This is a genomic window from Propionivibrio sp. (assembly GCF_041441355.1).
In the GTDB taxonomy this organism is placed as follows: Bacteria; Pseudomonadota; Gammaproteobacteria; order Burkholderiales; family Rhodocyclaceae; genus Propionivibrio.
Genome location: NZ_JASDTF010000013.1, coordinates 1 through 23,125 on the forward strand (window position 1 = coordinate 1; position 23,125 = coordinate 23,125).

A 23,125-nucleotide genomic window follows, 5' to 3' on the forward strand; every position below is an offset into this window, starting at 1 on the left:
CGCTGCGCATCGCCGGCGGCATCTTCACCAAGATCGCCGACATCGGCGCCGACCTGATGAAGATCGTCTTCAAGGTCAAGGAGGACGACGCCCGCAATCCCGGCGTCATTGCCGACTGCACGGGCGACAACGCCGGCGACTCGGTCGGCCCGACCGCAGACGGCTTCGAAACCTACGGCGTCACCGGCGTCGCGCTGATCAGCTTCATCATGCTTGCCGTGCCCGAAGCCGCGGTGCAGGTGCAGCTGCTGGTGTGGCTGTTCGTCATGCGGGTGATGATGATCCTCGCCTCGGGCGCGGCTTACCTCGGCAACGAGGCCTTCGTGCGCCGCCGCTACGCCCGCGCCGAACGCTTCAATTTCGAAGCGCCGCTCACCTCGCTGGTGTGGGTCACCTCGATCCTCTCGGTGCTGCTCACCTTCGTCGTCTCCAAGGCGCTGATCGGCGACCTGAGCCTCGCCGGCCAGGCCTACCCCGCGCTGTGGTGGCAGCTGTCGCTGATCATCACTTTCGGCACCCTCGCCGGGGCGATCATCCCCGAGGTGGTCAAGGTCTTCACCTCGACCCAGTCGCGCCACGTGCGCGAAGTCGTCACCGCCTCGCGCGAAGGCGGCGCCAGCCTCAACATCCTGGCCGGCTTCACCGCCGGCAACTTCTCCGCCTTCTGGCTCGGCGTGGTGATCATCGCCCTGATGGCCGGCGCCAGCCTGGTCGCGCAGGGCGAACTCTCGGCGATCATCAACCCCGACCCGGAAAAAGCGGCGATCATGGCCGCCGTCTTCTCCTTCGGCCTCGTCGCCTTCGGTTTCCTCGGCATGGGGCCGGTGACCATCGCCGTCGACTCCTACGGCCCGGTCACCGACAACGCTCAGTCGGTCTATGAGCTGTCGACCATCGAGCAGCAGCCGGACATCGAAAACGAAATCCGGCGCGACTTCGGCCTCACGCCCAACTTCCACCACGCCAAGGACCTGCTCGAAGAGAACGACGGCGCCGGCAACACCTTCAAGGCCACCGCCAAGCCGGTGCTGATCGGCACCGCCGTCGTCGGCGCGGCAACCATGGTCTTCTCGATCATCATGCTGCTCACCGACGGCCTCTCCGAAAACGTCAGCCGCCTCTCGATCCTGCACCCGCCCTTCCTGCTCGGGCTGATCGCCGGCGGCGCCACCATCTACTGGTTCTCGGGCGCGGCAACGCAGGCCGTGTCGACCGGCGCCTACCGCGCCGTCGACTTCATCAAGCGCAACATGCGCCTCGACGACGCGGCCCCCAAGGCCTCGATCGAAGACAGCAAGAAGGTCGTCGCCATCTGCACCCAATACGCGCAGATGGGCATGTTCAACATCTTCATGGCGGTCTTTTTCGGCACCCTCGCCTGCGCCTTCATCGAGCCCTTCTTCTTCATCGGCTACCTCATCTCGCTGGCGACGATCGGGCTCTATCAGGCGGTGTTCATGGCCAACGCCGGCGGCGCCTGGGACAACGCCAAGAAGATCGTCGAAACCGAACTGCGCGCCAAGGGCAGCGACCTGCACGCCGCGGCGGTGATCGGCGACACCGTCGGCGACCCGTTCAAGGACACCTCCTCGGTGGCGATGAACCCGATCATCAAGTTCACCACGCTGTTCGGCCTGCTCGCGGTGGAAATGGCCGTCGGCCTGATGGCGCAGGGGCGCAGCACGCTGACCTGGACGCTGGCCGCGATCTTCCTCGCGCTCAACCTCGTCTTCGTCTACCGCAGCTTCTACCGCATGCGCATCGAAGACACGCCGCCGCTCGAACTGCCGGCGCAAACGGCCACTGCCGAAGGCTCGGCACGCTAGGCCCAGGAACGCCCGCGGGATGCGCCCTCCAGCGCCCCGCGGGCGCCCGTTTTATGGACCTTTCGGACATAGCCTCAACGCCACACGGCGTGCTAAACATGCTCAGCAGGCTGATTGAGGATGCTGTTACAAACGACGCAAAATGGGATGTGACGTAAAAAGATCGACAGCCTGAGATATTATTAACGTCCACTTTTAGATGGGGGAAAAAGTGTATTCCGCGCCGACATTTGGGCTCACGTTTGACAATATTCCACTCATTAACTTGCGGTTGGAATTCAACAGAACATATCAATTCATCCATTCGCCGGAAGCCGGCGAAATCCTCCGCACCCCTATCAAGCAAATTCAAACCCCCTTGTTTATCTGGAACGGCATGTCGGAGGACTGCATGACGCTTCTCCTTCAACGTGCGATTCTTGGCGTCGAAGCGTATTTGCCTGGTGCGCTTAAACATACGTCCGCTGTTCTTGGCAACCTATCGAAGGAACTTTTCGAGAAACTGGACGCCCCTTTCTCTTTCGGTGCCAAATCCGCCGTTGCAAACATTTATCACCGCATGCCGGAGGCGGTTCATCCCGAACTCAGTCTTCGCCATCTCGAACAACAGCTTTACGAGACTACTATCGCTTTCTACCGAGAGGTTCGTAATCCAATTTTTCACGGACAGCAATTATGTAATTCTGACCTCTCAAAAATTCAATACGCTTTTCTTCATGTAGCGCGCATTTACGAATGGATCGACCATTGGTTTGACCCCGAAAATTTAGTCCCCGGGGGCAAAGCTCTTTCGGGCGCTCATCTGTGCGGCCCTATAGGAACAGGGCACGCAGCCACCTAGGGCCATCAGCAGATACGCTTGATCTGTGTCGACATGAATTAAACACTCGGAGCGTCCATCGCAACAAAGACGCCCTTGCCAGCAAGGTGGTTTAGCCGCCGCCTTCCACGTATCCCAACGTCACCTCACCACACCAATTCGCCTGCCAGCGCCCCCGCTTGTCCTCGGCGCCGAGCAGGCGCGGCGAGACGGTAACGCTGGCCGCGAAACCTGGATCGCCGTCGAGCGCGCGCACGTTGGCCGTGCCGTAGAGGCGCCCGTCGAGGCGGCTCACCACGGCGACGAAGACGCCGCAGTGCGCGCAGCACAGGCACTCGGCCTGGCCGCTGCCCTGGCGGTAATGCACGAGGTCGGCCGCCCGCCCAGCCTCGATGCGCAGCGCGCCGGCCGGGTCGGAGACGAAGGCCGCGCCGTGCTTGTGGCAAAAGCTGCAATCGCAGGCGCGCGGCGCGTAATCGCCGGGCGCGCCGGGCAGCGTGAGCTGCAAGCGCACGGCGCCGCAGTGGCAGCCGCCGGAGCATGCGTTCATGCGTTTCCCTTCCCGCCGGGCGCGCGCTGACGGCGCCGCTCGCTGACCAGCACGCCGCCTTCGGCCCAGTCGTCGGCATCGAGCTCGCGGAGCAGTACGGTCACCGATTCGCGGCGCTTGCCGAGCACCGCTTCCATGAGCGCGGTGATGCCTTCGGCGAGGGCTTTTTTCTGCTCGCGCGTGGTCGGCGTGTCGCGGCGAGCGAGTTGGACGGTGACGATGGGCATGCGGGCCTCAGCTTTCGTCGCGTGCGTGCCGCAGGAGCAGCAGCAGGCGCTTGTGGATGTTGATCAGGCGGCGGCGGTTGAACTTCTGTTCTGGCGTGAATTCGTGGCGCGAGCGCAGGTCTTTGAGCTTGTCGTAGATGTTGCTCACCAGCGCGGCCGTGGTCTTGCCCGACCAGGGCGCGAGATCGCTCGCGGCGAGGCCGGGATAAGGCGCAATGCGCCGCCGCTGCAAGGCGTTGAAGTCGAAGCCGGCGGCGTTGAGGCGGTCGAAGACGGTGGTGGAGAGTTTCGGGATCACCTGCCGGTGGTCGACACCGTCGGCGACGACGCGAAAGCACAGGCGCGAGTTTTCCTTCAGCTCCTCGATCAGCGCCCGCGCCTCGCCGCGCTGCGCCTTGCGAAAGGCGTCGAACGAGGCCATCGCCTTGGTGGCGTTGATCAGCCCTTGCAGGACGGGCAGCAGCGATTCAAACATCGGCGCCTCACACCTCGATCGTGGCGGCCATGTACGTCACGGCCCGGCCGCGCAGGATCACGCGCTCGCCGGCCAGCGTGCATTGCAGGCGGCCGCCGCGCCGCGACACCTGCCGCGCTTCGAGCGTCGCCTTGCCCAGGCGCGCGGCCCAGAATGGCGTCAGCGAGCAATGCGCCGAGCCGGTCACCGGGTCTTCGTCGACGCCGAATTTGGGGACGAAAAAGCGGCTGACGAAATCGACGTCACCGTCCTCCGCGCCCCCGGGCGCGGTGACGATCACCCCGTGCCGGTCAAGCTCGGCCAGCCGGCGCGGGTCGGGCCTCAGCGCCCGCACCTCGGCCGCGTCGGCAAAGACCGCGAGGTAGTCGCGCCCGCCGTAAACCTTGAGCGGCGCACGCCCCAGGCCCTCGATGAGCGCGCCCGGCGCGGCACAGGGTTCAACCGCCTTGGCCGGGAAGTCCATCGCCAGCCGGTCGCCCGCGCGCGTCACGCGCAAGGCGCCGCTGCGCGTCGAGAAAACGATCTCGGCGCCGGCAAAGCCGAGGTGTTCGAAGAGCACATGCGCGGTCGCCAGCGTGGCGTGGCCGCAGAGGTCGATTTCCTTGAGCGGGGTGAACCAGCGCAAGCCGTAGCCCTCGCCCTCGGGCACGCAGAACGCGGTTTCAGAGAGGTTGTTCTCGGCGGCGATGGCCTGCATCAGCGCCTCGGGCAGCCAGGCTTCGAGCGGGCACACCGCCGCCGGGTTGCCTTGAAAGACGCGCTCGGCAAAGGCGTCGATCTGGAACAGTGGCAAGCGCATCGTCCCGCTCCCGCAGAAAAAAGATGCGGCCAGTGTATTCCAGATCGATGCCCGCGGGCAGGCTGGCATCCCGAAGATGAACGTCGTATCGTGTCGAGCCGGACACGCGCGAAGCGCGTCGAAAAGAACGGATCAAGGATAGCCATGAACGCCATCAGCAAAGACCGCATCAGCGCCCAGATTTCGCCCACCGGCCGCATGGCCATGCTCTCCAAGGCCGAGGCCGCCAAGCTCCTCGACCGCGGCCACGGCGGGCTGCACCAGCTCTTCCGCAACTGCTCGCTGGCGGTGCTCAACTGCGGCAGCGAAATGGACGACGGCAAGGAGCTGCTCGAGCTGTACCATGACTTCGACATCCGCCTCATCCCGCGCGAACGCGGCGTCAAGCTCGACATCAGCAACGCGCCGGGCAACGCCCTCGTCGACGGCAAGATGATCGCCGGCATCCAGGAGCACCTGTTTGCCGTGCTGCGCGACGTGCTTTACCTGAGCGCCGAAGTCACCGGCAATCCGCGCTTCGACCTCGAAACCTCCGACGGGCTGACCGACACCGTCTTTCACATCCTGCGCAACGCCGGCACCCTGCTGCCGACGACCGACCCCCGGCTGATCGTCTGCTGGGGCGGGCACTCGATCAGCCGCGAGGAGTACGAATACACCAAATACGTCGGCTACAAGCTCGGCCTGCGCGGCCTGGACATCTGCACCGGCTGCGGCCCGGGCGCGATGAAGGGGCCGATGAAGGGCGCCGCGGTCGGCCACGCCAAGCAGCGCACCGCCGGCCGCTTCCTCGGCTTCACCGAGCCGGGCATCATCGCCGCAGAGGCGCCCAACCCGATCTGCACCGAGCTCGTGATCTTTCCCGACATCGAGAAACGCCTCGAAGCCTTCGTCCGCACCGGGCACGGCATCATCGTCTTCCCCGGCGGCGTCGGCACCGCCGAGGAAATCCTCTACATCCTCGGCATCCTGCTCCACCCGGACAATGCCGAGCTGCCCCTCCCCCTCGTATTCACCGGCCCGAAGAGCGCCGAAGCCTACTTCCGCACCATCGACACCTTCATCGGCGACACGCTCGGTCGCGCCGCACAGCAACGCTACAAGATCATCATCGACGATCCCGACGCGGTGGCGCGCGAGATGAAACAGGGGCTGATGCTGGTGCGCGAATACCGCAAGGCGACGCACGACGCCTTCAACTTCAACTGGATGCTCACCATCGACCACGCCTTCCAGCAGCCCTTCGAACCGACGCACGCCAACATGCGCGACCTGACACTGTCGCACGACGTCCCGGCGCACCAGCTGGCGGCCAACCTGCGCCGCGCCTTCTCCGGCGTCGTCGCCGGCAACGTCAAGGCCGACGGCATCCGCGAGATCGAGCGGCACGGCCCCTTCGAACTGCACGGCGAACGCGCCGTCGTGGAGCGCATGGACGCCCTGCTCGCCGCCTTCGTCGCGCAGCAGCGGATGAAGCTTCCGGGCAAGGCCTACAACCCGTGCTACCGGCTGGTCGGCAAGGGCTGAGAGCTCAGGTGGTGCCCGCGCGGCACCTCAGTCGCGCGTCAGAAAAGCCTCCAGGTGCGCGGCAACCTGTTCGGGCTGATCGTGCTGGACGTTATGCCCGGAGTCTTCGACCGTCACCTGGGTGAGGTTCTGGAAGCAGCCGGCGCGGCGGGAAAACTCGGCCGAGTCGCCGCCGAAGCGCTGCCGGATCAGGCCGTGCTCGGCCACCTGCAACTGCACCGGCGCGGTGATTTTCCGCCAGCACTCCATCGCATCCTCGGCGTGATAGACCGTCGGCGCGGCGATGCGCTGCCACGGGTCGCAGGCCACGTCGAGCGCACCGTCGTCGCGCACCCGGCTGGTGGCGCGCGCAAGGAAGGCGGCGCGCTCGGGGGTGAGGCGCGGGTTGAGGTCGAGCAGACGGCCGGCAAACTCGTCGGTGTGGTAGAAGATGCCGGGCACCGGCTCGCGCCGCAAATCCTTGAGCCAGGCGTCGATGAGGCGCGGCGAGGTGTCGTCGAACGAACGCTTGAGGCCCAGGAAGTCGAGCATGACGAGTTGCGCCACCCGCTCCGGACGCGCCCCGGCGTAAGAGCCGGCGATGTTGGCGCCCATGCTGTGGGCGACGATGCGCGCCGGCCGCTGCGGCGAGTAGTGATCGAGCAGTGCGTGCAGGTCGGCGTAGTAGTCGTAGAACCAGTAGGGGCGCCCCAGCCATTCGCTCTCGCCGTAACCGCGCCAATCCGGCGCGATGACGTGCCATTGCTGCTGCAAGGCGTCGACGACGAACTGGAAGGTCGGCGAGCAGTCCATCCGCCCGTGCAGGAAAAACACCGCCGGCGCCTCCTGCGGCCCCCAGTGGCGGACGTTGTAGCGCAGACCACGGAGGTCGATCTTCTCGGTACGGGAACGGTGGCGGGGAATCATCGGCGGCAGACCTCTCCAGGGCAACGCGGCGGCGCTCGCAAAAAGCAGGAAAGCCGCATTGTCGCGCGGATGGCGGCCGAATTCAAAGCGCCGCCAAGCGCCACCGGGCCTGCGCGGCACGGATGGCCGGCGGCCGCTTTTTTTGCCATCATAGTCGGCTGACATATCCGCCGCGCATGCCCTCGGCGCGGCGCCCCGACCTCAAGGATTCCCGATGGAAAACATGTCGCTGACCACCCCGGCCCTGCTCTTCCCGGCCATTTCGCTGCTGCTGCTGGCCTACACCAACCGCTTTCTGACCCTGGCCCAGGTCATCCGCCAGATGCACGCCGGCAGCAAGGACGACGTGCCCGACTTGGTCCTGCGCCAACTCAAAGGCCTCAAGCACCGCATCCGCCTGATCAAGCAGATGCAAGGCTTCGGCGTCACGAGCTTCATCCTCTGCGCGCTGTCGATGTTCGTCCTCTTCCTCGAACTGCAGACCGCCGGCAAGGTGCTGTTCGGTCTCTCCCTGCTCGCGCTCGCCGTCTCGCTGTTGCTCTCGCTGCTCGAAGTGATGGTCTCGACCGATGCACTCAACATCGTTCTCGGCGACCTCGAACAGAAAAAAACCGTGCGCGCCAGCGCCGACGAAGACACGGCCGACGGGCGGTTCTAAACGCCCGCAGCAGACGCGCACATCGGCATACCCGCTGGCCTGGAAGGCGCATCCAGATGCGCCTTCCAGGCCAGCGCTCATCCGCATCGCCGCGTGCGCTTGAGCGTCCCGCATTTAATAATTCCTCATATGCAACATGGTTGCGGACTTGTGATTCGGTATGCTAAAAAGCCCGAGTAGCACCGATCACCAACCGGCACGTCCGTGCCATGGAGAGGAAGATGAAAAAAACGATACTTGCCATGTCTTTGGCGACAGGGCTTGCGGTCGCATCATCGGTCGCAGCCGCCAACAAGCAACCCAATATCCTGGTCATCTGGGGCGATGACATCGGCTGGCAGAACGTCAGCGCCTACGGCATGGGCACGATGGGCTACACCACGCCGGCCATCGACAGCATCGGCCTGCAGGGCATCCGCTTCACCGACCACTATGCCCAGCCCAGTTCGACGGCCGGCCGGGCGTCGTTCATCACCGGCCAGTACCCGATCCGCTCCGGGATGACCACCGTCGGCCAGGCAGGCGACGTGCTCGGCCTGCAAGCCGCGTCACCGAGCATCGCGGAGGTGCTCAAAGGCGCCGGCTATGCGACCGGCCACTACGGCAAGAACCACCTCGGCGACCGCAACGAGCACCTGCCGACGGTGCACGGCTTCGACGAATTCTTCGGCAACCTCTACCACCTCAACACGCAGGAAGAGGCCGAACAGCGCGACTATCAGGCCTTCGGCAAGAAATTCTCCGGCAGCCTCGAAGCCTACGAGAAGCGCTTCGGCACGCGCGGTGTGCTGCATTGCGTCGCCTCCAGCACGAGCGACAACACCACCGACCCACGCTTCGGTAAGGTCGGCAAGTAGAAATGTACCGACACCGGGCCACTGACCCAGGAACGGATGAAGGATTTCGACGGTAGCGAGGCCATCCCGCGCGCTACGACCTTCATGAAACAGGCCCAGAAAGACGGCAAGCCGTTCTTTGTCTGGCTCAACACCAGCCGGATGCACCTTTACACCCGGCTGAACGACAAATGGCGCTACGCCGCCGAGAAGCACACCTCGGAATCCGACTACCACGGCAGCGGCATGCTCCAGCACGACCACGACATCAAGGGCGTGCTGCAATTCCTCAAGGACAATGGCCTCGACGAGAACACCATCATCTGGTATTCGACCGATAACGGCCCCGAGCACGCCTCGTGGCCGCACGGTGCGACGACGCCGTTCCGCGGCGAGAAGATGACGACTTACGAGGGCGGCGTGCGTGTGGTCTCGATGCTCAAGTGGCCGGGTGTCGTCCAGCCGGGCCAAGTTAAAAACGGCATCCAGTCGCACATGGACATGTTCACCTCGCTAGCGACGGCGGCGGGCGTGGATAACGTCGCCGAAAAGATGAAGAAGGAGAAGAAGCAGTACATCGACGGGGTGAACAACGTCCCCTACTGGACGGGCAAGAGCGAGGAATCGGCGCGCGACCACCTCTTCTACTACTACGAGAGCAAGCTCACCGCGGTGCGCATGGGCCCGTGGAAGTGGCACTTCTCGACCAAGGAGGACTACTACGCCAACGTCGTTCCGCGCACGGTCCCCCTGGTGTTCAACCTGCGCATGGACCCGTTCGAATCCTATGACAACAAGGACTCGTACGGCCATCTGTTGCAGAAAGTCAGCTGGATGATGCAGCCGATGGGCCAACTCGTTGGCCAGCACTTGGCGACGCTCAAGGAGTATCCGCCGGTTCAGGGCGGCAAGAGCTTCGACATGTCCAACATGGTCAGCGACTTCATCAAGAAGGGCAAGGACTGACCGCTGACGAGGCGCCGGCCGTGCCGGCGCCTCTTTTCAGGACGCGACCCCATGATTCCGCTGCACCCCCGCCCGCCCGAGCCGCCGCAGCAACGGGCGAAGCTGCCGCCCGGGCAGACCTTCCGTTTTCATACCATGGTCAAGCCGGCCGGGGCGCAGTGCAATCTCGATTGCAGCTACTGCTTCTACCTGCACAAGGAAGACCTGCTGCAGCAACCGAAGATGCCGCGCATGAGTGAATCTCTGCTCGAAGCGCACATCCGGCAATACATCGAAGGACAGAACGGCCCCGAGGTCGTCTTCAGTTGGCAAGGCGGCGAACCGACGCTGATGGGCCTGCCCTTCTTCCGACGCATCGTTGAGCTCCAACGCAAGTACCGTCAGCCCCAGCAGCGCATCGAAAACGACCTGCAGACCAACGGCATTCTGCTCGACGACGACTGGTGCGCCTTTCTCAAGGCCGAGAATTTCCTCGTCGGGCTGTCGATCGACGGCCCGGCCGAACTGCACGACCGCCACCGTTACAGCAAGGGCGGCCAGCCGACGCACGCCCGGGTGATGGCCGCGGTCGAACGCCTGCACCGGCACGGTGTCCCCTTTTCCGCCTTGTGCGTGGTCAACCGCGACACCGCCAAGCGCCCGATCGACGTCTACCGCTTCCTGCGCGACCAGGTGCGTCCGCGCCTGATCCAATTCACCCCCTGCATCGAGCGTCGCGACTTCCGTCACGCCGCGCCCGGCCACTGGCCGACCGAGCGTCTGCCGGTACAGGGCAGCGAACGCGCCCGCCCCGGCCACCCCGATTCGGTCGTCACCGAGTGGTCGATCGATCCCGACGACTGGGGCTATTTCCTCGGCCGCGTCTGGGACGAATGGTTCGCCAAGGACTTCGGCACGGTCTTCGTCGACCAGTTCGAGAACATCGTCTCGATGCTCTTCGGCGCCGGCGCGCAGAAATGCATCTCGGCCGAAATTTGCGGCAAGGCCCTGGCGCTCGAACACGACGGCACACTCTACGCCTGCGACCACTTCGTCTACCCCGAGTACCGCCTGGGCAACATCGGCGACACCCACGAGGGTGACCTCGCCTTCTCCGAAGCGCAGAAGAAATTCGCCTACGCCAAGTCGGGCACCCTGCCCGGCTGCTGCAAGGCCTGCCCATACCTGCGCCTGTGCTGGGGCGACTGCCCGAAAGACCGCTTCACCACCTCGGCGGACGGCGAACCCGGGCTGCACTACCTGTGCTCGGGCCTCAAGCGCTTCTTCCACAAGGCCACCGCCGCACGCGGCGAACTGGCGCGGCGCCTGCAACGTCCCTGACGCGAGCGCATCCGAGGTCTTTGCGGACGGCTCGCGCACGGCGACGGCGTGAGCATCCGCACACGCCGCCCACCGCGTGCCCAGGCTTAAAAGGCAAGGGTAGCGTTAAAGCGCAGATCCCACAGGTCAAGGTCGCGCCGCCCCAGGCTGTAGTAACCGCCCAGCAGTTCGAAGCGCACCCGCTTCTCGGGTAGGAAAGCGACACCCGCCCGCACGCTGCCGCTCCACGGGCGGTTGTCGACTTCATCGAACAGCGCGTCGTAGGTCTTGCCGTCGTTCGGGCGATGCAGGTCGTAACGCAGGCCCAGGCGCAGCGACGGGACCAGCAGACCGCCGTCGCGTCCCACCGGCAGGGGGCGGCTGATTTCGGCCGACAACTCGCTCGTCACGTAGCTGAAGACATCGTCGTCGATGCGCAGGGTCAGCGACTGGCTCATACCCGGGATCACCCCCCGGTAATCGAAAGCGTCGGTGCGGCTACGGCTGGCGTAGAACGAGGCTTTCGGCCGCAGCAGGTAGTCCCCGTAGATGTAGCGCCCGGTCAGGTTGGCCGAGAAAAGCCAGGTCCAGGTGTCGTAACGGCCCTTGAGGACATCGAGCCTGCTGTCGACGTCCTGCGTCCCGTAGGCCAGCCAGGCATCGCCGACCCAGGTTGGCGAGAAGCGGTAGCCGAGGTAGGGCCCGCCCTGAACACCGCGGCTGTCATTGCGCAAGGAACGCCCATAGGCATCGAATTCGGTGCGGTCGACGGCCACGGCGACGCCGGCAACGAGGTCGCTCCCGAAACGGCGGTGCGCGCCCAGCAACAGGTCGTCGGCCTTGCCCGTTCCGTCCTGCCCATGCCGCTCGTCGTTCAGCCCGGTGCGACGCGCCTCGGTCCAGGCCTGCCAGGTGGCATCCGCCGGCGCGACCACGTCCACACCGGCGACAATGCGCTCGGTGATGCTAAAGGCACGATTCTGGTAGGTGGTCAGGAAGGCTTGGTTGACGTTGGAAACGACACGATCGAGCGGACCGTCACCGCCACCGTACCCGCCCCCACTTCCGCCACTCCCTCCTCCGCCGCCCCCGCCACCGATGACGAGGCCTCCGCTTTGAAGTTTGCTGTCCATCAGGCAGTGCCCGTCGCCGATGTCGTAGAGCGAATGCTGGCCGGCGGCGCCGGTCTGGACGATCGGCGAAGAGAGCAGACGCAAGGTGTTCTTATGCTGGTCGAAAGTCTCGAGCGACTGGTTGGCCGGACCCCGGAAATCGGTCGAGGTCACCGACCAACGCGGGTTGCCGAAAGCCGAAATCCAGATCGACGCCGAATCATCGGCCATGCGCCCCACGTAAAGCAGGGAATGGTATTGGCCGCAAGGCCCGTTCCCGGCCACAGCCGGTCCACTCAGCCCGCCCAGAAGTCCCAGCGTGGCGGCAATCAATGTACGACGCAACATAGCGCTCCCTCTATCCTGGCCTCGACGCAGCGCGTCCGCACCCGTCGCCAATAGCACGCAAGGATATACTTTTGGAATATTTATGAACAGGCCGCGAGACCTGCCCGCAGCCGCCCAGCGTCGAATGCCGCGCTCCACTCGGCGCGCCAGGCGCGGCGCGTGCTGTCATCGATCCAGGCCGCATCGAGGCCGTTCAGCAGGCACGCGCGCAGATCGTCGAGCGTGTAGCCGAAGTCGCGCGCCATCATCGTCCAGGCCTGTGTCGGCGTCACGTGGTGCAGGGTCGGGTCGTCGGTATTGGGATGCACGCGCAGCCCGAGGGCACGCATCGCCCGGATCGGATGATCCCGTGCCCAGCGTTCGGGCGGCAAGGTGCGCAGGTAGTACGAGTTGGTCGGCACGACGGTAAAGACGATGCCGCGCTCGGCACACTCCCGCGCATAATCCGGCGCATCGACAATGGTGTAGCCGTGGTCGACGCGATCGACCTGCAAGGTTTCGATCGCCGTGCGCACGTTGCGCCAGGGCATGCCGAACTCGCCGGCATGCGCCGTGCGCCGCAGGCCGGCGCGCCCAGCAGCAGCATAGGCCGCAGCAAAGAGTTCGGGCGGCCGGTCATTCTCGCGGTAGTCGATGCCGATGCCCAGCACTTCGTCGCAGCGTGCCGCACACACCCAGTCGACCATCGCCACCGCCGCGTCGGGCGAGGCCTCGCGGTCGATGCTCGGGATCAACCGGCCGACGATGCCGTGGTCGCGCTCGGCGTCGTGGATTGCGCGCACGATGCCTGTCAGCGCACGGACATAGGGGATGCCCGACATCACGGCGGTGCCGGTCGGATTCCAGAAGAATTCGCTGTAGCGCACGTGATGCGCGGCGGCGTCCTCGAGGTACTCGTAGGTCAGGCGATACAAATCGTCGGGCGAACGGATGAGGCATTCGTCGAGCGCCCGCAGGACGCGCAGGACGCCCACCGGCTTCTCGCCGCGGGTGTAGAAGGCGGCGATGTCCTCGTCGCTGATCGGCGCCTGCGCCCGGCGCACGAAATCGGTGAACGTGGCGCGGCGCACGGTGCCAAACAGGTGGCAGTGCAGTTCGACTTTGGGCAACTCGTGCAGGAAGGCTTCCAGCGTTGCAGCAGCAGACTCGGCTTCGGGGGCAGGCATCGCTCTCTCGTGGCGGCTCAAGACGACAGCCATTGTCGCGCAGCCGGATGATCCGGGCCAGCACACCCCGCCGCGTTCACAGCCCGAGATACAGCGCCAGCGGCACGAAGGCCAGCGAAGCGAGGTTGCCGCCCACGACGATGGCCGAGACAAGGCCTGGGTCCTGCCCGTAGCGGTCGGCCAAAATGTAGTTCATCACCGCCGGCGGCAGCGCGGCATAGAGCAGCAGCAAGCCGCGTTGCGCCGGTTCAAGGTCGAAGACGCCGAGCAGCGGCCAGAGCACGATCAAGCTGGAAAGCGGGCACAACAACGCACCGACGATGCCGATGCTCCAGCGTTCGACGCGAAAGCCGGAAAAGCCGACGCCCAAGGTGAGCAGCCCGAGCGGAATCGCCGCCTCGCCGATCATCTTCAAGCCCGTGGCCAGCCACGGCGGCAGGGAAACACGAAACAGGCTCAGCAGCACGCCGAGCAGCATGGCCCACAGCATCGGCCCCTGCAGGATGCCGCGCAGGCTGGCCTGCGGCGCGGTGATGCGGATGCCGAGGGTGAAGTGCAGCAGACTGGAGACCATGAACAGGGCCACCGCCGGCGGCAGCAGCTCCGGCCCGAACGCGAACAGGGTCAGCGGCAGGCCCATGTTGGCGGTGTTGGTGAACATCATCGAGGGCACGAAGGCATGCACGTTGTAGCCCAGCACGCGGGCCGCGCCCCAGCCGACCACGCCCGAACCGAGCATCATCAAGGTCCCCGCGGCGAGCAACGGACCTTGCTCGGCGATGACGAAGTCCTTGGCCGCCATGGACGAGAAGATCAGCGCCGGGAAGAGCACGTCGGTGCTCAGCCGGTTGACCGCGGCCATGTTCGGGCGCACCCGCCGGCCGTAGGCGTAGCCGACGGCGCCGACGAGAAGAACGGGAGTGATGATGCCGACGATGCGTAACAATAATTCCATTCAGATGCTCAGTGTTGAAGGCCATCGCCGGGCGTCGACGCACAAAAATCCTGCGGACGGGCAATCCTGGCAAGCTCCAGGTACATATTTTTCAGACTATAAAGCAGCATGATCGCACCGGTGATCGGCATGCAGGCGTAGAGCCATTTTTTCGACATCGCGAAGGCCGTCGTCTGCTCCTCGGTTTGCAGGGTGAGCTGCAGCGCGTACCAGAAGAAAATGGCGATGAAGACGAGCGAGGCGAGTTCCACGAAGAAGCGGTAGACGAGGCGCGAACGCGCTCCGGGCAGGAATTTCGAGATCCAGTCGCCGACACTGAAATGCCCGTGCGCCACCCACACTGCCGCCGCGCCGTAAAACACCAGCGCCCCGTAGAGCAGTTCGAGGATTTCGTCGAACCAGTGCATCGACATGAAGGGAAGGAAGCGCACGACGATGTTCAGCGTCAGGATGACGGTGATCGCCGCGAAAAGCGCGATGCAGATCCATTCGAGAACCAGCGTCAGCCCGCGGTCGAAACGGGCCATGGCGGCAAGGACAGTCTGTTTCATGAGGTGTTCCTTGGTGGCGCGGGCTCAGGAGGCGGGGCCCATCAGGTAATTCGGCAGCCAGAGGGCGATCTCGGGCACGAAGGCACAGAGGATGGTCACCGCCAGAATGGCCAACAGGTACGGCAGGCATTCGGCCGCCAGGGTCCATAAGCCGACCTTGGCGAAACTTTCCACCGCAAAGAGGCACATGCCGACCGGCGGCGTGAGATTGCCGATCATGATCAAGAGGGTCATCACCACGCCGAAGTTCACCATGTCGATGCCGAAGAGCGGGCAGATTTTCATGAAGATCGGCAGGGTGATGAGGAAGATCGCATTACCGTCGAGAAAGCACCCGAGCACCAGGATGATGCCGATGACGATCCACATGAACGCCGCCGCCGAGGCGCCGAAGGCCGACAGCTGCAGGATGAGCGCATCGGGAATGCGTTCGAAGATCGTGAACCAGCCGAAGAAATTGGCCGTGGCGATGATGAACATCAGGCCGCAGGTCTGCTTGAGCGACGTAAATAGGATGGCCGGCAGATCGCGCCAGCGCAGGTCCTTGTACAGGAAGCCCAGCCCAAGGGCATACAGCGAAGCGACGACCGAGGCTTCGGTCGGCGTGAAAAAGCCGGTGGTGATGCCACCGATGATGATCACCGGCGCCATCAGCGGCAGAAAGGCGGCCCGCGTGCTGTCGACGATCTCGCGCAGGTTGGCGCGCGGATCGCGCGGCAAGCCGCGCGGCCCGGCCATCAGCCAAATCGCCACCATCATCGCAATGCCCATGAACACCCCGGGCACGGCTCCGGCGAGAAACAGGCGGCTGACCGAAACCGAAGTGATCGCGCCGTAGAGCACGAAGGGAATCGACGGCGGAATGACCGGGCCGATGGTCGACGCGCCGGCAACGATGGCCGCCGAGATCTTGGGCTTGTAGCCGGCGTCGACCATCGCCCGGTGCTGGATCTGCCCGAGCCCGGCGGCATCGGCCACCGCCGATCCGGACATGCCCGAGAAGATCATCGACGACACCACGCTGACCTGCCCGAGCCCGCCCGGCACATGCCCGACCAGCGCCCGCGCGAAACGGAACAGACGCTGCGTCGTTCCGCCGACGTTCATCAGGTTTCCGGCCAGGATGAAGAAGGGAATGGCCAGCAGCGTAAACCCCGTGGTTCCGGAATACATGCGCTGCGGCAACATGGCCAGGAAGCTGCTCTGCCCCTGGATAATGAAGAAGCCGACGGCCGTCAGCCCGATCGCCACGGCGATCGGCACGTCGATCATCAGCAGCACCAGCAGCACGGCAAAGATGGCGAAGGTCAGCATGGACGATCCTTGCGCAAAGCCCCGGGATTTCGCTCCCCCGGCAAAACGAACTCAAAAAAAACGGCGGGCGACGCGTGCGCGCCCCCGCCAGCGATGCGGCGCGGCGCCTTACTTGCTGTTCTTGTCCACCATCTCCATGAAGCGTTTGAAGTTGTCGGCGCCAACCCGCACCTTCACCTTGTCCCACGCCGGCCCCATGGCGGCTTTCCACGGCCCGAGGTCGGGGCGCGCGACGACGATGCCCTTGCTCGTTTCCAGGTCCTTGAGCTGCACGGCCTCGTTGTCGCGCAAGGTCTTGCGTGCCAGTTTGGCGGCGGCGGCGGACTCCTCGGCGACGATCTTCTGCTGCGCGGGCGTCAGCTTGTCCCAGCTCTTCTTGTTCACCACATGCACCATTGAGCTGTAGGTGTAGTTGAGGATCGACATGTACTTCTGGGTCTCGTAGAGCTTGAGGTCGTAAATCGTCCCCACCGGGTTTTCCTGCCCGTCGACCACGCCCTGCTTCATGGCCATGACCAGTTCGGAGAAAGCGATGGTCACCGCGTTGCCGCCCGCAGCCTCAACAAAGGCCTGATAGGCGAAGGCCGGCGGCGTGCGAATCTTCATGCCCTTGAGGTCAGCGGGAACGACCACCGGCTTGCGCGAGTTGGTCAGCTGGCGGAAACCCCACTCCCAGTCCGAGACATGCACCAGGTTTTTCTTCAGCAGCTCCGGCGCCGCCCAGGCCTTGAAATCGCCGTCGATGATCCGGTCGGCCATCGCGTAGTCCTTGAAGGCGAAGGGCGTGCTGATCACGTCGTAGAACGGCAGGTGCTTGGCCAGCTGGTCCTGGCCGGAAAGGCTCATGTCGACCGCGCCGAGGATGACCTGCTCGAGCACCTCGGGCGGCGAGCCGAGCACGTTGTTGCCGAACAGGGCGATCTTCACCTCGCCGTTGGTGCGCTTTTCCACATTGTTCTTGAACTGCACCGCGGCGATGCCGCAGGGGTGGGTATCGGAAGCGAAGTGCCCGAGCTTGAGCTCGACTGCGGCCAGGGTACACGTCGATCCAAACGCCAACATCATTGCCAATGCAAGCTTCTTCATCGCCTCACTCCTGAGTGTCCGCACCGCCGATGTCTCCCCGTCGTTCCACCCCGGCCGGGCCCGGTGCGTTCCGGCCGCGGCAAGGCTTCACCCCCGAAGCAGCGGAATCGCCCGATCGAAAGCACCGCTAAGCGCCATAACGCGACAAACCGCTGATATCAACGATATTGGAACGACGTTCCAAAACAATCAAACGGTTTTCGACGACACACGCCTTTGCGAATTTCGGATCGCACCGGAAAACCACGACGAAAAGAAATCTCCGGCCCCGGAAACGATCACAGGCTGACCGAAACCTCGGGAAAAGCCTTGCCCCAAGTGAGCAACGTATAGGAACGATACGCAGGCTCGTAATACGGATCGGCTTCGATCAGTTCGACGGCGCGCTCGCGCGAGGGCACTTCGAGCACCCACAGGCCGCCGACGAACGCCTCGCCCGGCGCCGGCCGGCAGCCGCCGGCCAGGACGATCTCGGTGCGATGCCGGGAGAGGTATTCGAGGTGCAAGGGCTCGCGCTCGGCGCGCACCGCCAACATGGCCGGCGTGTCTTCGAAAATGGCCACCCAGCGCATCGCGATCCTCTCCCGGAGAACAGTCCGTCGGAACTTAGTCGGTCGCCTTGTCGAAACGCAGGCAGAAGAGCATCAGCACGAAGACGATTACCGCCGTCGCGCCGACGTTGCGCAGGAAGCTGAGTTCTTCGTACATGACGCCCAGCATCTTGATCGGAAAGCCGACCATGAAGGCGAGGATGAAGAAGCGGCTGAAGTTGAGCGTCTGGCGGATCGGCTGCTCGCAGTGCGGGCAGGTCTGTCGGCGACGCCAGCCATGCACCGCGCGCGAGAAGAAGGAAATGCGCCCCTGGCAATGCGGACACTGGAAAACCATGGTTCTGACGGACTCCAAAAACGAAGGTGCGCCCTGTGCCCTTATTCCGGGCACGGGTAGGAGGAATACTGGTCGGCGACGGCCCACCAGCGGCCATTTTCGCGCACCAGGACGAACATGTCGCGCCCCCCGGTTTCGATGCGCTGCCCGCCCATCTCGAACTGGATGTCGTAGTAATACGTCACCACCGCCGTCTCGCCGTAGATCTGCACCTTCGGCTCGCGCTCGGCCCAGTGGAGGATGCGTGCCGACTGGGCGAAGCCCTTCCAGCCGGCGATGCAGGCCGCCCCTCCTTCGCGGCGCAAGCGGTCGCTGGCGGTGATGGCGACCATGTCGCGGTGGAAGTAGTGGACGAGGTCGTCCGGATTACCGCGCGTCCAGGCCTCGTTGATCACACGCACGGTCGCCCAGGCCAAGGCCTGATCGGGATCGGAGAAGACGAAGGACATGGTCGAAATCTTTCTCGAGGAAAACCGATTCGCCGCGTTCAGTCGGCACTCCGGCGATAAAGCGCCAGCCCGCCGGCCAACGCCAGCAGTCCGGCGGCGCAGGCGCGGTTGAGCCGCCGCGCCGCCGCCAGCGACAGGCGGCGAACGAGGTGCGCGCCACCCAGCGCGTACACGGCCATCACTGCCAGATCAAGCGCGGCGGTCGCCACGCCCAGGGTGGCGTATTGCGGCCATTGCGCCGCATGCGGGTCGATGAACTGCGGCAGAAAGGCGGAGAAGAAGAGCAGGCCCTTGGGGTTGGAGAGGGCGACCAGCAGGCTGCGCCGGAAGGCCAGGCGCGCGGTGCGGTCAACATCCGCGGCCGAGATCGCCACGGCCGTCGGCGGTGCCCGCCAGAGCTGGAGCGCCAGCCAGGCGAGGTAGAGCACGCCAAGTCCGCGCACCAGCGAGAAGAGGGTTTCGGAGGCCGCCAGCAGGGCGCCCAAGCCGAGGCCGACCGCGCTGATCAGCACGAGGTCCGACGCTGCCGCGCCGAGCATGCCCATCGCCGCGACGCGCCAGCGCCCGGAGGCGCCGTTGCTCAAGGCAAGCAGCATGGTCGGCCCGGGCGTGATCGTGACCACGAAGCACGCCGCCAGGTAGAGCATCACGTTGTCCAGGTTCATGGCCAGCTCGGCAAAGGACGATGGAGAAACGTCGTCGCCGCGCGGCCGAGGACCCGAAGCCCCACGGCGGCGCAACGACGGGGGCGCAGGATCAGGCCAGCTTGGTCAGGATCTCGCGCAGCAGACGCCAGCAGCGCTCAACCGAGGCCACGTCGACCGACTCGCCGGGCGCGTGCGCACCGCGGATGTTGGGGCCGAAGGAGACCATGTCCAGCTCCGGATACTTGCCGCCGATGAGGCCACACTCGAGGCCGGCATGAACGACGTGGGTTTCCGATTCGCCGCCGAAGACCTCGGTATAGACGGCCTGGCAGGTCGCGAGCAGCGGCGAGGCCGGGTTCGGTGCCCAGCCGGGGTAGAAGCCGAAGACCTTGGCTTCGGTGCCGGAGAGCGCGAACAGGCTGACGATCTCGTTGGCCAGCTCGACGCCCGGCCCTTCGACCAGGAAGCGAACCATGAAGGTGCAGCTGCCGGCCTGCGGCGACACGTCGACCACACCGAGGTTGTCCGAAGTTTCGACCACGCCCGGCACCGCCACGCTCATGCGCCGGACGCCGTGCGGCGCGGCGTGCAGCGAAGCGAGCCACATCGACTGATCGGCGCCCGAAAGCACGGTTTCGATCGCGCACGGCTCGACGCTCACCGTCGCGCCGTCATCGACCCCCGCCAGTTCGAGGCGCAGCGCGGCCTGGAAGGCCGCTGCAAGGCCCGCCAGTTCGGCCGCCGCGGCTTGCGGCAGGGCCAGCGTCGCCGAGGCTTCGCGCGCCAGCGCGTTGCGCGCCGTGCCGCCCTTGAGCGTCGAGAGGCGCAGTTCCGGCCAGCGGCCTTCGAGCTGGCGCACCAAGCGCACCAGCTGCTTGATGGCGTTGCCGCGCCCTTCGTGGATGTCGATCCCCGAGTGGCCGCCGCGCAGCCCCTTGAGGTCGATACGCCAGCCGGTCAGCCCGGCCGGGACGGCCTCGGGCGTGCCCGGGCGGTCGACCGCAACGTTGATCCCGCCGGCGCAGCCGAGGAAGAATTCGCCCCAGGCCTCGGTGTCGAGGTTGATCATCAGCGAGCCCTTGAGCGCATCCGGCTCGAGGCCGCGTGCGCCGCCCATGCCGGCCTCTTCGTCGACCGTGAACAAGGCTTCGAGCGGGCCGTGCACCAGCGTCTCGTCTTCCAGCGCGGCGAGGATCAGCGCCGCGCCGATGCCGTTGTCGGCGCCCAGCGTGGTGTTCGGGGCAACCAGCCAGCCATCGTCGCGCAGGACCGGCAGGATGGGGTCGCGGGTGAAATCATGTTCGGTGCCGGCGTTGGCCTGGCAGACCATGTCCAGGTGGGCCTGCATGACGACGATCGGCGCCTTTTCGTGCCCCGGCGTCGCCGCCTTGCGCACGACCATGTTGCCGGTGGCATCGACGCTCACCGCGAGGCCGCGCGCCTCGGCCCAAGTCTTGAGGTGCTCGCGCAGTGCCGCTTCGCCCTTGGACGGACGCGGGATCGCGCAGAAGGTGGAGAAATGCTGCCAGACGATGGCCGGAGCCAGACCATCGAAGACGGGCGAACGTACCAGCGAAGCCATGATGCCTACCCTTTTCTGTGTGCTTTGCGTTCAGGAAACCCGGTCGGCCCGGAGCCGGCCGGAACAAAAAGGGCAGTGTACCGCCAAGCGCCGCCGCAAGGTGCACAGGCTTGAATTTAGAGCCTAAAAAATACAGCCCAGCATTGACCCAACCCGCCCGCAACGCCGATACTATGCGGCGTTTCCGCCTTGTTTGCTCTTGCTCCGGCGGCCCATCAACACTCGAGACACAACGCCCGACAGAAGGCTTTTCCCCATGACCACCCCTCTGAGCGTCAAACAGATTCTCGGCGGCCAGGCGCCCGCCGACACCCCGGTCACCGTCAAAGGCTGGGTCCGCACCCGGCGCGACTCCAAGGCCGGCCTTTCCTTCGTGAACGTCTCCGACGGCTCCTGCTTCAACCCGGTGCAGGTCGTCGCCCCGAGCACGCTCGCCAACTACAGCCAGGAAATCGCCCACCTCACCGCCGGCTGCGCCGTCGAAGCCACGGGCATCGTCGTTCCGTCGCCGGCCAAGGGCCAGCCCTTCGAGATGCAGGCGACCGAAGTGCGCGTCGTCGGCTGGGTCGACGACCCCGACACCTACCCGATCCAGCCCAAGCCGCACAGCATGGAGTACCTGCGCGAAGTGGCCCACCTGCGCCCGCGCACCAACGTCATCGCCGCCGCCACGCGCGTGCGCCACACCGTCGCCCAGGCCATCCACCGCTTCTTCCACGAACGCGAGTTCTTCTGGGTGCACACCCCGATCATCACCGCCTCCGACTGCGAAGGCGCCGGCGAACTGTTCCGCGTCTCGACGCTCGATCTGCATAACCTGCCGCGCAACGACAAGGGCGGCATCGACTTCTCGCAGGATTTCTTCGGCCGCGAATCCTTCCTCACCGTCTCGGGTCAGCTCAACGTCGAGACCTACTGCATGGCGATGAGCAAGGTCTACACCTTCGGGCCGACCTTCCGCGCCGAGAACTCCAACACCAGCCGCCACCTCGCCGAGTTCTGGATGATTGAGCCCGAGATCGCTTTCGCCGACCTCGCCGACGATGCCGCGCTCGCCGAAGCGATGCTCAAGTACGTCTTCAAGGCCGTGCTCGATGAGCGCGCCGACGACATGGCCTTCTTCGAGGAGCGCATCGAGAAGGGCGTCATCGCCAAGCTGCAGGGCATGGTTGAGCGCGAGTTCGTGCGCATGGACTACACCGACGCCATCGACATTCTTAAGAAGAGCGGCGAGAAGTTCGTCTACCCGGTCGAATGGGGCATGGACCTGCAGAGCGAGCACGAACGCTACCTAGCCGAGAAGCACGTCAACGGCCCGCTGGTGCTGATGAACTATCCCAAGGACATCAAGGCTTTCTACATGCGCCTCAACGACGACGGCAAGACCGTCGCAGCGATGGACGTGCTCGCCCCCGGCATCGGCGAGATCATCGGCGGCTCGCAACGCGAGGAACGCCTCTCGGTGCTCGACGCGCGCATGGTCGAAGTCGGCCTCGACCCCTCGCACTACAGCTGGTACCGCGACCTGCGCCGCTACGGCACGGTGCCGCACGCCGGCTTCGGCCTCGGTTTCGAGCGCACCATCTCCTACATCACCGGCCTTGCCAACGTGCGCGACGTCATCCCCTTCCCGCGCACGCCGGGGAATGCGCGCTACTGAGCCCGATGAGGCGACCCAGCCGCGCCATGGAAAAAGCCAACCCGCCGGGTTGGCTTTTTTGTATCCTCAATATGCGATCCCAAAGTCCCCTGGATAGCTTTCAGCTGAAATCCATCCAAGATCACTCGCGCTGCCTTTAGCTCATTTGTTTCTTATCATTTTTTCCCTGAGGGGTCGCCAAGAGATGAGCGCACCAAATCACTATGTTGAATCTCGAGTCGCAGTTCTAGTGGATTGCGACAATACGAGCCCGGAAATTTTGGAATACGCTCTTCGAATAGTGGCCCAATTCGGGCGCGTGGTGCTTCGTCGAGGATACGGAAATCACAGCACCCTCGCAAAAACATGGCAGGAAGCCTTGGTTCGATTGGCCTTCACTCCATGCCTACAGTACCAATACGCAGCGGGGAAAAACACGGCAGATAGATCGTGTCCCGGGACGTGGTGTAAGAAGCGTCAGCAGAAGCGGTCAGCGGGT

25 protein-coding genes are annotated in these 23,125 nt (G+C 64.9%); 9 read left to right on the forward strand and 16 right to left on the reverse strand.

Annotated elements, in window-relative coordinates:
- Together QMB55_RS04100 and QMB55_RS04105 are read left to right on the forward strand one after the other, a co-directional pair.
- Positions 1-1,826: sodium-translocating pyrophosphatase (locus QMB55_RS04100; protein ID WP_497587397.1), on the forward strand; the 1,826-nt coding region annotated here is incomplete at its 5' end.
- Between the two features lie 199 nt (positions 1,827-2,025).
- A complete protein-coding gene (locus tag QMB55_RS04105; protein ID WP_497587398.1) occupies positions 2,026-2,667 on the forward strand; it encodes a hypothetical protein in 642 nt (213 codons plus the stop codon).
- Between the two features lie 91 nt (positions 2,668-2,758).
- Here the strand turns inward: QMB55_RS04105 and QMB55_RS04110 are convergent, their stop codons facing one another.
- From QMB55_RS04110 to QMB55_RS04125, 4 genes are read right to left on the reverse strand one after another with little or no spacing between them, the layout of a single operon-like run.
- Entirely contained in the window at positions 2,759-3,196 is a 438-nt protein-coding gene (locus tag QMB55_RS04110; RefSeq protein ID WP_497587399.1) for a GFA family protein, read from the reverse strand.
- A complete protein-coding gene (locus tag QMB55_RS04115; RefSeq protein ID WP_497587400.1) occupies positions 3,193-3,423 on the reverse strand; it encodes a tautomerase family protein in 231 nt (76 codons plus the stop codon). Before QMB55_RS04115 ends, QMB55_RS04110 begins: the two co-directional genes overlap by 4 nt.
- 7 nt (positions 3,424-3,430) lie before the next feature.
- Positions 3,431-3,898 carry a hypothetical protein gene (locus QMB55_RS04120; protein ID WP_497587401.1) on the reverse strand — a complete coding sequence of 156 codons (468 nt, stop codon included), beginning with the start codon at positions 3,896-3,898 and terminating at the stop codon, positions 3,431-3,433.
- A gap of 7 nt (positions 3,899-3,905) precedes the next feature.
- Entirely contained in the window at positions 3,906-4,697 is a 792-nt protein-coding gene (locus QMB55_RS04125; RefSeq protein WP_497587402.1) for a PhzF family phenazine biosynthesis protein, read from the reverse strand.
- 144 nt (positions 4,698-4,841) lie between these two features.
- On the opposite strand from QMB55_RS04125, the gene ppnN reads away from it, so the two are divergent.
- Complete coding sequence (gene ppnN / locus QMB55_RS04130; protein WP_497587403.1) at positions 4,842-6,224, forward strand: nucleotide 5'-monophosphate nucleosidase PpnN; 1,383 nt, start codon at positions 4,842-4,844, stop codon at positions 6,222-6,224.
- A 27-nt stretch (positions 6,225-6,251) separates the two neighbouring features.
- Here ppnN and QMB55_RS04135 read toward each other — a convergent pair whose 3' ends face one another.
- Positions 6,252-7,130, reverse strand: coding sequence for an alpha/beta fold hydrolase (locus QMB55_RS04135; RefSeq protein WP_497587404.1), 879 nt, complete (start codon positions 7,128-7,130; stop codon positions 6,252-6,254).
- Between the two features lie 214 nt (positions 7,131-7,344).
- On the opposite strand from QMB55_RS04135, the gene QMB55_RS04140 reads away from it, so the two are divergent.
- From QMB55_RS04140 to QMB55_RS04155, 4 genes are all read left to right on the forward strand, one after another.
- Positions 7,345-7,788 (forward strand): DUF2721 domain-containing protein, encoded by a 444-nt coding sequence (locus QMB55_RS04140; RefSeq protein WP_497587405.1) that lies wholly within the window; start codon positions 7,345-7,347, stop codon positions 7,786-7,788.
- 242 nt (positions 7,789-8,030) lie between these two features.
- Positions 8,031-8,645: a sulfatase-like hydrolase/transferase gene (locus QMB55_RS04145; protein ID WP_497587406.1), complete on the forward strand. Its 615-nt coding sequence runs from the start codon at positions 8,031-8,033 to the stop codon at positions 8,643-8,645.
- 36 nt (positions 8,646-8,681) lie between these two features.
- Positions 8,682-9,590, forward strand: a complete 909-nt coding sequence (locus QMB55_RS04150; RefSeq protein WP_497587407.1) for a sulfatase-like hydrolase/transferase — start codon at positions 8,682-8,684, stop codon at positions 9,588-9,590.
- Positions 9,591-9,641: 51 nt separating this feature from the next.
- Positions 9,642-10,910 carry an anaerobic sulfatase maturase gene (locus QMB55_RS04155; RefSeq protein ID WP_497587408.1) on the forward strand — a complete coding sequence of 423 codons (1,269 nt, stop codon included), beginning with the start codon at positions 9,642-9,644 and terminating at the stop codon, positions 10,908-10,910.
- Positions 10,911-10,996: 86 nt separating this feature from the next.
- On the opposite strand, the gene QMB55_RS04160 is transcribed toward QMB55_RS04155, so the two are convergent.
- The 11 genes from QMB55_RS04160 to QMB55_RS04210 form a co-directional block, all read right to left on the reverse strand.
- A complete protein-coding gene (locus QMB55_RS04160) occupies positions 10,997-12,232 on the reverse strand; it encodes an autotransporter outer membrane beta-barrel domain-containing protein (protein WP_497587409.1) in 1,236 nt (411 codons plus the stop codon).
- A 197-nt stretch (positions 12,233-12,429) separates the two neighbouring features.
- Entirely contained in the window at positions 12,430-13,515 is a 1,086-nt protein-coding gene (locus QMB55_RS04165) for an adenosine deaminase family protein (RefSeq protein ID WP_497587410.1), read from the reverse strand.
- A 76-nt stretch (positions 13,516-13,591) separates the two neighbouring features.
- Positions 13,592-14,470 carry an AEC family transporter gene (locus QMB55_RS04170; RefSeq protein ID WP_497587411.1) on the reverse strand — a complete coding sequence of 293 codons (879 nt, stop codon included), beginning with the start codon at positions 14,468-14,470 and terminating at the stop codon, positions 13,592-13,594.
- Between the two features lie 8 nt (positions 14,471-14,478).
- On the reverse strand, positions 14,479-15,021 hold the full coding sequence (locus QMB55_RS04175; RefSeq protein ID WP_497587413.1) for a TRAP transporter small permease: 543 nt from the start codon (positions 15,019-15,021) through the stop codon (positions 14,479-14,481).
- Positions 15,022-15,045: 24 nt separating this feature from the next.
- Positions 15,046-16,335: a TRAP transporter large permease gene (locus QMB55_RS04180; protein ID WP_497587414.1), complete on the reverse strand. Its 1,290-nt coding sequence runs from the start codon at positions 16,333-16,335 to the stop codon at positions 15,046-15,048.
- A 108-nt stretch (positions 16,336-16,443) separates the two neighbouring features.
- Positions 16,444-17,421, reverse strand: coding sequence for a TRAP transporter substrate-binding protein (locus QMB55_RS04185; protein ID WP_497587415.1), 978 nt, complete (start codon positions 17,419-17,421; stop codon positions 16,444-16,446).
- 278 nt (positions 17,422-17,699) lie between these two features.
- The gene (locus QMB55_RS04190) at positions 17,700-17,993 is read right to left on the reverse strand and encodes a YciI family protein (RefSeq protein ID WP_497587416.1); all 294 of its coding nucleotides are present in this window, start codon (positions 17,991-17,993) and stop codon (positions 17,700-17,702) included.
- A 34-nt stretch (positions 17,994-18,027) separates the two neighbouring features.
- A complete protein-coding gene (locus QMB55_RS04195; RefSeq protein ID WP_497587417.1) occupies positions 18,028-18,309 on the reverse strand; it encodes a hypothetical protein in 282 nt (93 codons plus the stop codon).
- A 41-nt stretch (positions 18,310-18,350) separates the two neighbouring features.
- The gene (locus QMB55_RS04200; RefSeq protein WP_497587418.1) at positions 18,351-18,758 is read right to left on the reverse strand and encodes a nuclear transport factor 2 family protein; all 408 of its coding nucleotides are present in this window, start codon (positions 18,756-18,758) and stop codon (positions 18,351-18,353) included.
- A 38-nt stretch (positions 18,759-18,796) separates the two neighbouring features.
- The gene (locus QMB55_RS04205) at positions 18,797-19,423 is read right to left on the reverse strand and encodes a LysE family translocator (protein ID WP_497587419.1); all 627 of its coding nucleotides are present in this window, start codon (positions 19,421-19,423) and stop codon (positions 18,797-18,799) included.
- 91 nt (positions 19,424-19,514) lie between these two features.
- On the reverse strand, positions 19,515-20,987 hold the full coding sequence (locus QMB55_RS04210) for an aminoacyl-histidine dipeptidase (protein ID WP_497587420.1): 1,473 nt from the start codon (positions 20,985-20,987) through the stop codon (positions 19,515-19,517).
- A 256-nt stretch (positions 20,988-21,243) separates the two neighbouring features.
- Between QMB55_RS04210 and asnS the strand changes: the two genes are divergently transcribed.
- Together asnS and QMB55_RS04220 are read left to right on the forward strand one after the other, a co-directional pair.
- Positions 21,244-22,647, forward strand: coding sequence for an asparagine--tRNA ligase (gene asnS / locus QMB55_RS04215; protein ID WP_497587421.1), 1,404 nt, complete (start codon positions 21,244-21,246; stop codon positions 22,645-22,647).
- 184 nt (positions 22,648-22,831) lie between these two features.
- A partial coding sequence (locus QMB55_RS04220; protein WP_497587422.1) for an NYN domain-containing protein occupies positions 22,832-23,125 on the forward strand: 294 nt, incomplete at its 3' end.

Excerpts from the sequence above, each read along its gene's own strand:
- QMB55_RS04105 (WP_497587398.1), top strand. The coding sequence starts at position 2,026 with ATGGGGGAAAAAGTGTATTCCGCGCCGACATTTGGGCTCACGTTTGAC.
- QMB55_RS04110 (WP_497587399.1), bottom strand. The coding sequence starts at position 3,196 with ATGAACGCATGCTCCGGCGGCTGCCACTGCGGCGCCGTGCGCTTGCAG.
- QMB55_RS04115 (WP_497587400.1), bottom strand. The coding sequence starts at position 3,423 with ATGCCCATCGTCACCGTCCAACTCGCTCGCCGCGACACGCCGACCACG.
- QMB55_RS04120 (WP_497587401.1), bottom strand. The coding sequence starts at position 3,898 with ATGTTTGAATCGCTGCTGCCCGTCCTGCAAGGGCTGATCAACGCCACC.
- QMB55_RS04125 (WP_497587402.1), bottom strand. The coding sequence starts at position 4,697 with ATGCGCTTGCCACTGTTCCAGATCGACGCCTTTGCCGAGCGCGTCTTT.
- ppnN (WP_497587403.1), top strand. The coding sequence starts at position 4,842 with ATGAACGCCATCAGCAAAGACCGCATCAGCGCCCAGATTTCGCCCACC.
- QMB55_RS04135 (WP_497587404.1), bottom strand. The coding sequence starts at position 7,130 with ATGATTCCCCGCCACCGTTCCCGTACCGAGAAGATCGACCTCCGTGGT.
- QMB55_RS04140 (WP_497587405.1), top strand. The coding sequence starts at position 7,345 with ATGGAAAACATGTCGCTGACCACCCCGGCCCTGCTCTTCCCGGCCATT.
- QMB55_RS04145 (WP_497587406.1), top strand. The coding sequence starts at position 8,031 with ATGTCTTTGGCGACAGGGCTTGCGGTCGCATCATCGGTCGCAGCCGCC.
- QMB55_RS04150 (WP_497587407.1), top strand. The coding sequence starts at position 8,682 with ATGAAGGATTTCGACGGTAGCGAGGCCATCCCGCGCGCTACGACCTTC.
- QMB55_RS04155 (WP_497587408.1), top strand. The coding sequence starts at position 9,642 with ATGATTCCGCTGCACCCCCGCCCGCCCGAGCCGCCGCAGCAACGGGCG.
- QMB55_RS04160 (WP_497587409.1), bottom strand. The coding sequence starts at position 12,232 with ATGGCCGATGATTCGGCGTCGATCTGGATTTCGGCTTTCGGCAACCCG.
- QMB55_RS04165 (WP_497587410.1), bottom strand. The coding sequence starts at position 13,515 with ATGCCTGCCCCCGAAGCCGAGTCTGCTGCTGCAACGCTGGAAGCCTTC.
- QMB55_RS04170 (WP_497587411.1), bottom strand. The coding sequence starts at position 14,470 with ATGGAATTATTGTTACGCATCGTCGGCATCATCACTCCCGTTCTTCTC.
- QMB55_RS04175 (WP_497587413.1), bottom strand. The coding sequence starts at position 15,021 with ATGAAACAGACTGTCCTTGCCGCCATGGCCCGTTTCGACCGCGGGCTG.
- QMB55_RS04180 (WP_497587414.1), bottom strand. The coding sequence starts at position 16,335 with ATGCTGACCTTCGCCATCTTTGCCGTGCTGCTGGTGCTGCTGATGATC.
- QMB55_RS04185 (WP_497587415.1), bottom strand. The coding sequence starts at position 17,421 with ATGAAGAAGCTTGCATTGGCAATGATGTTGGCGTTTGGATCGACGTGT.
- QMB55_RS04190 (WP_497587416.1), bottom strand. The coding sequence starts at position 17,993 with ATGCGCTGGGTGGCCATTTTCGAAGACACGCCGGCCATGTTGGCGGTG.
- QMB55_RS04195 (WP_497587417.1), bottom strand. The coding sequence starts at position 18,309 with ATGGTTTTCCAGTGTCCGCATTGCCAGGGGCGCATTTCCTTCTTCTCG.
- QMB55_RS04200 (WP_497587418.1), bottom strand. The coding sequence starts at position 18,758 with ATGTCCTTCGTCTTCTCCGATCCCGATCAGGCCTTGGCCTGGGCGACC.
- QMB55_RS04205 (WP_497587419.1), bottom strand. The coding sequence starts at position 19,423 with ATGAACCTGGACAACGTGATGCTCTACCTGGCGGCGTGCTTCGTGGTC.
- QMB55_RS04210 (WP_497587420.1), bottom strand. The coding sequence starts at position 20,987 with ATGGCTTCGCTGGTACGTTCGCCCGTCTTCGATGGTCTGGCTCCGGCC.
- asnS (WP_497587421.1), top strand. The coding sequence starts at position 21,244 with ATGACCACCCCTCTGAGCGTCAAACAGATTCTCGGCGGCCAGGCGCCC.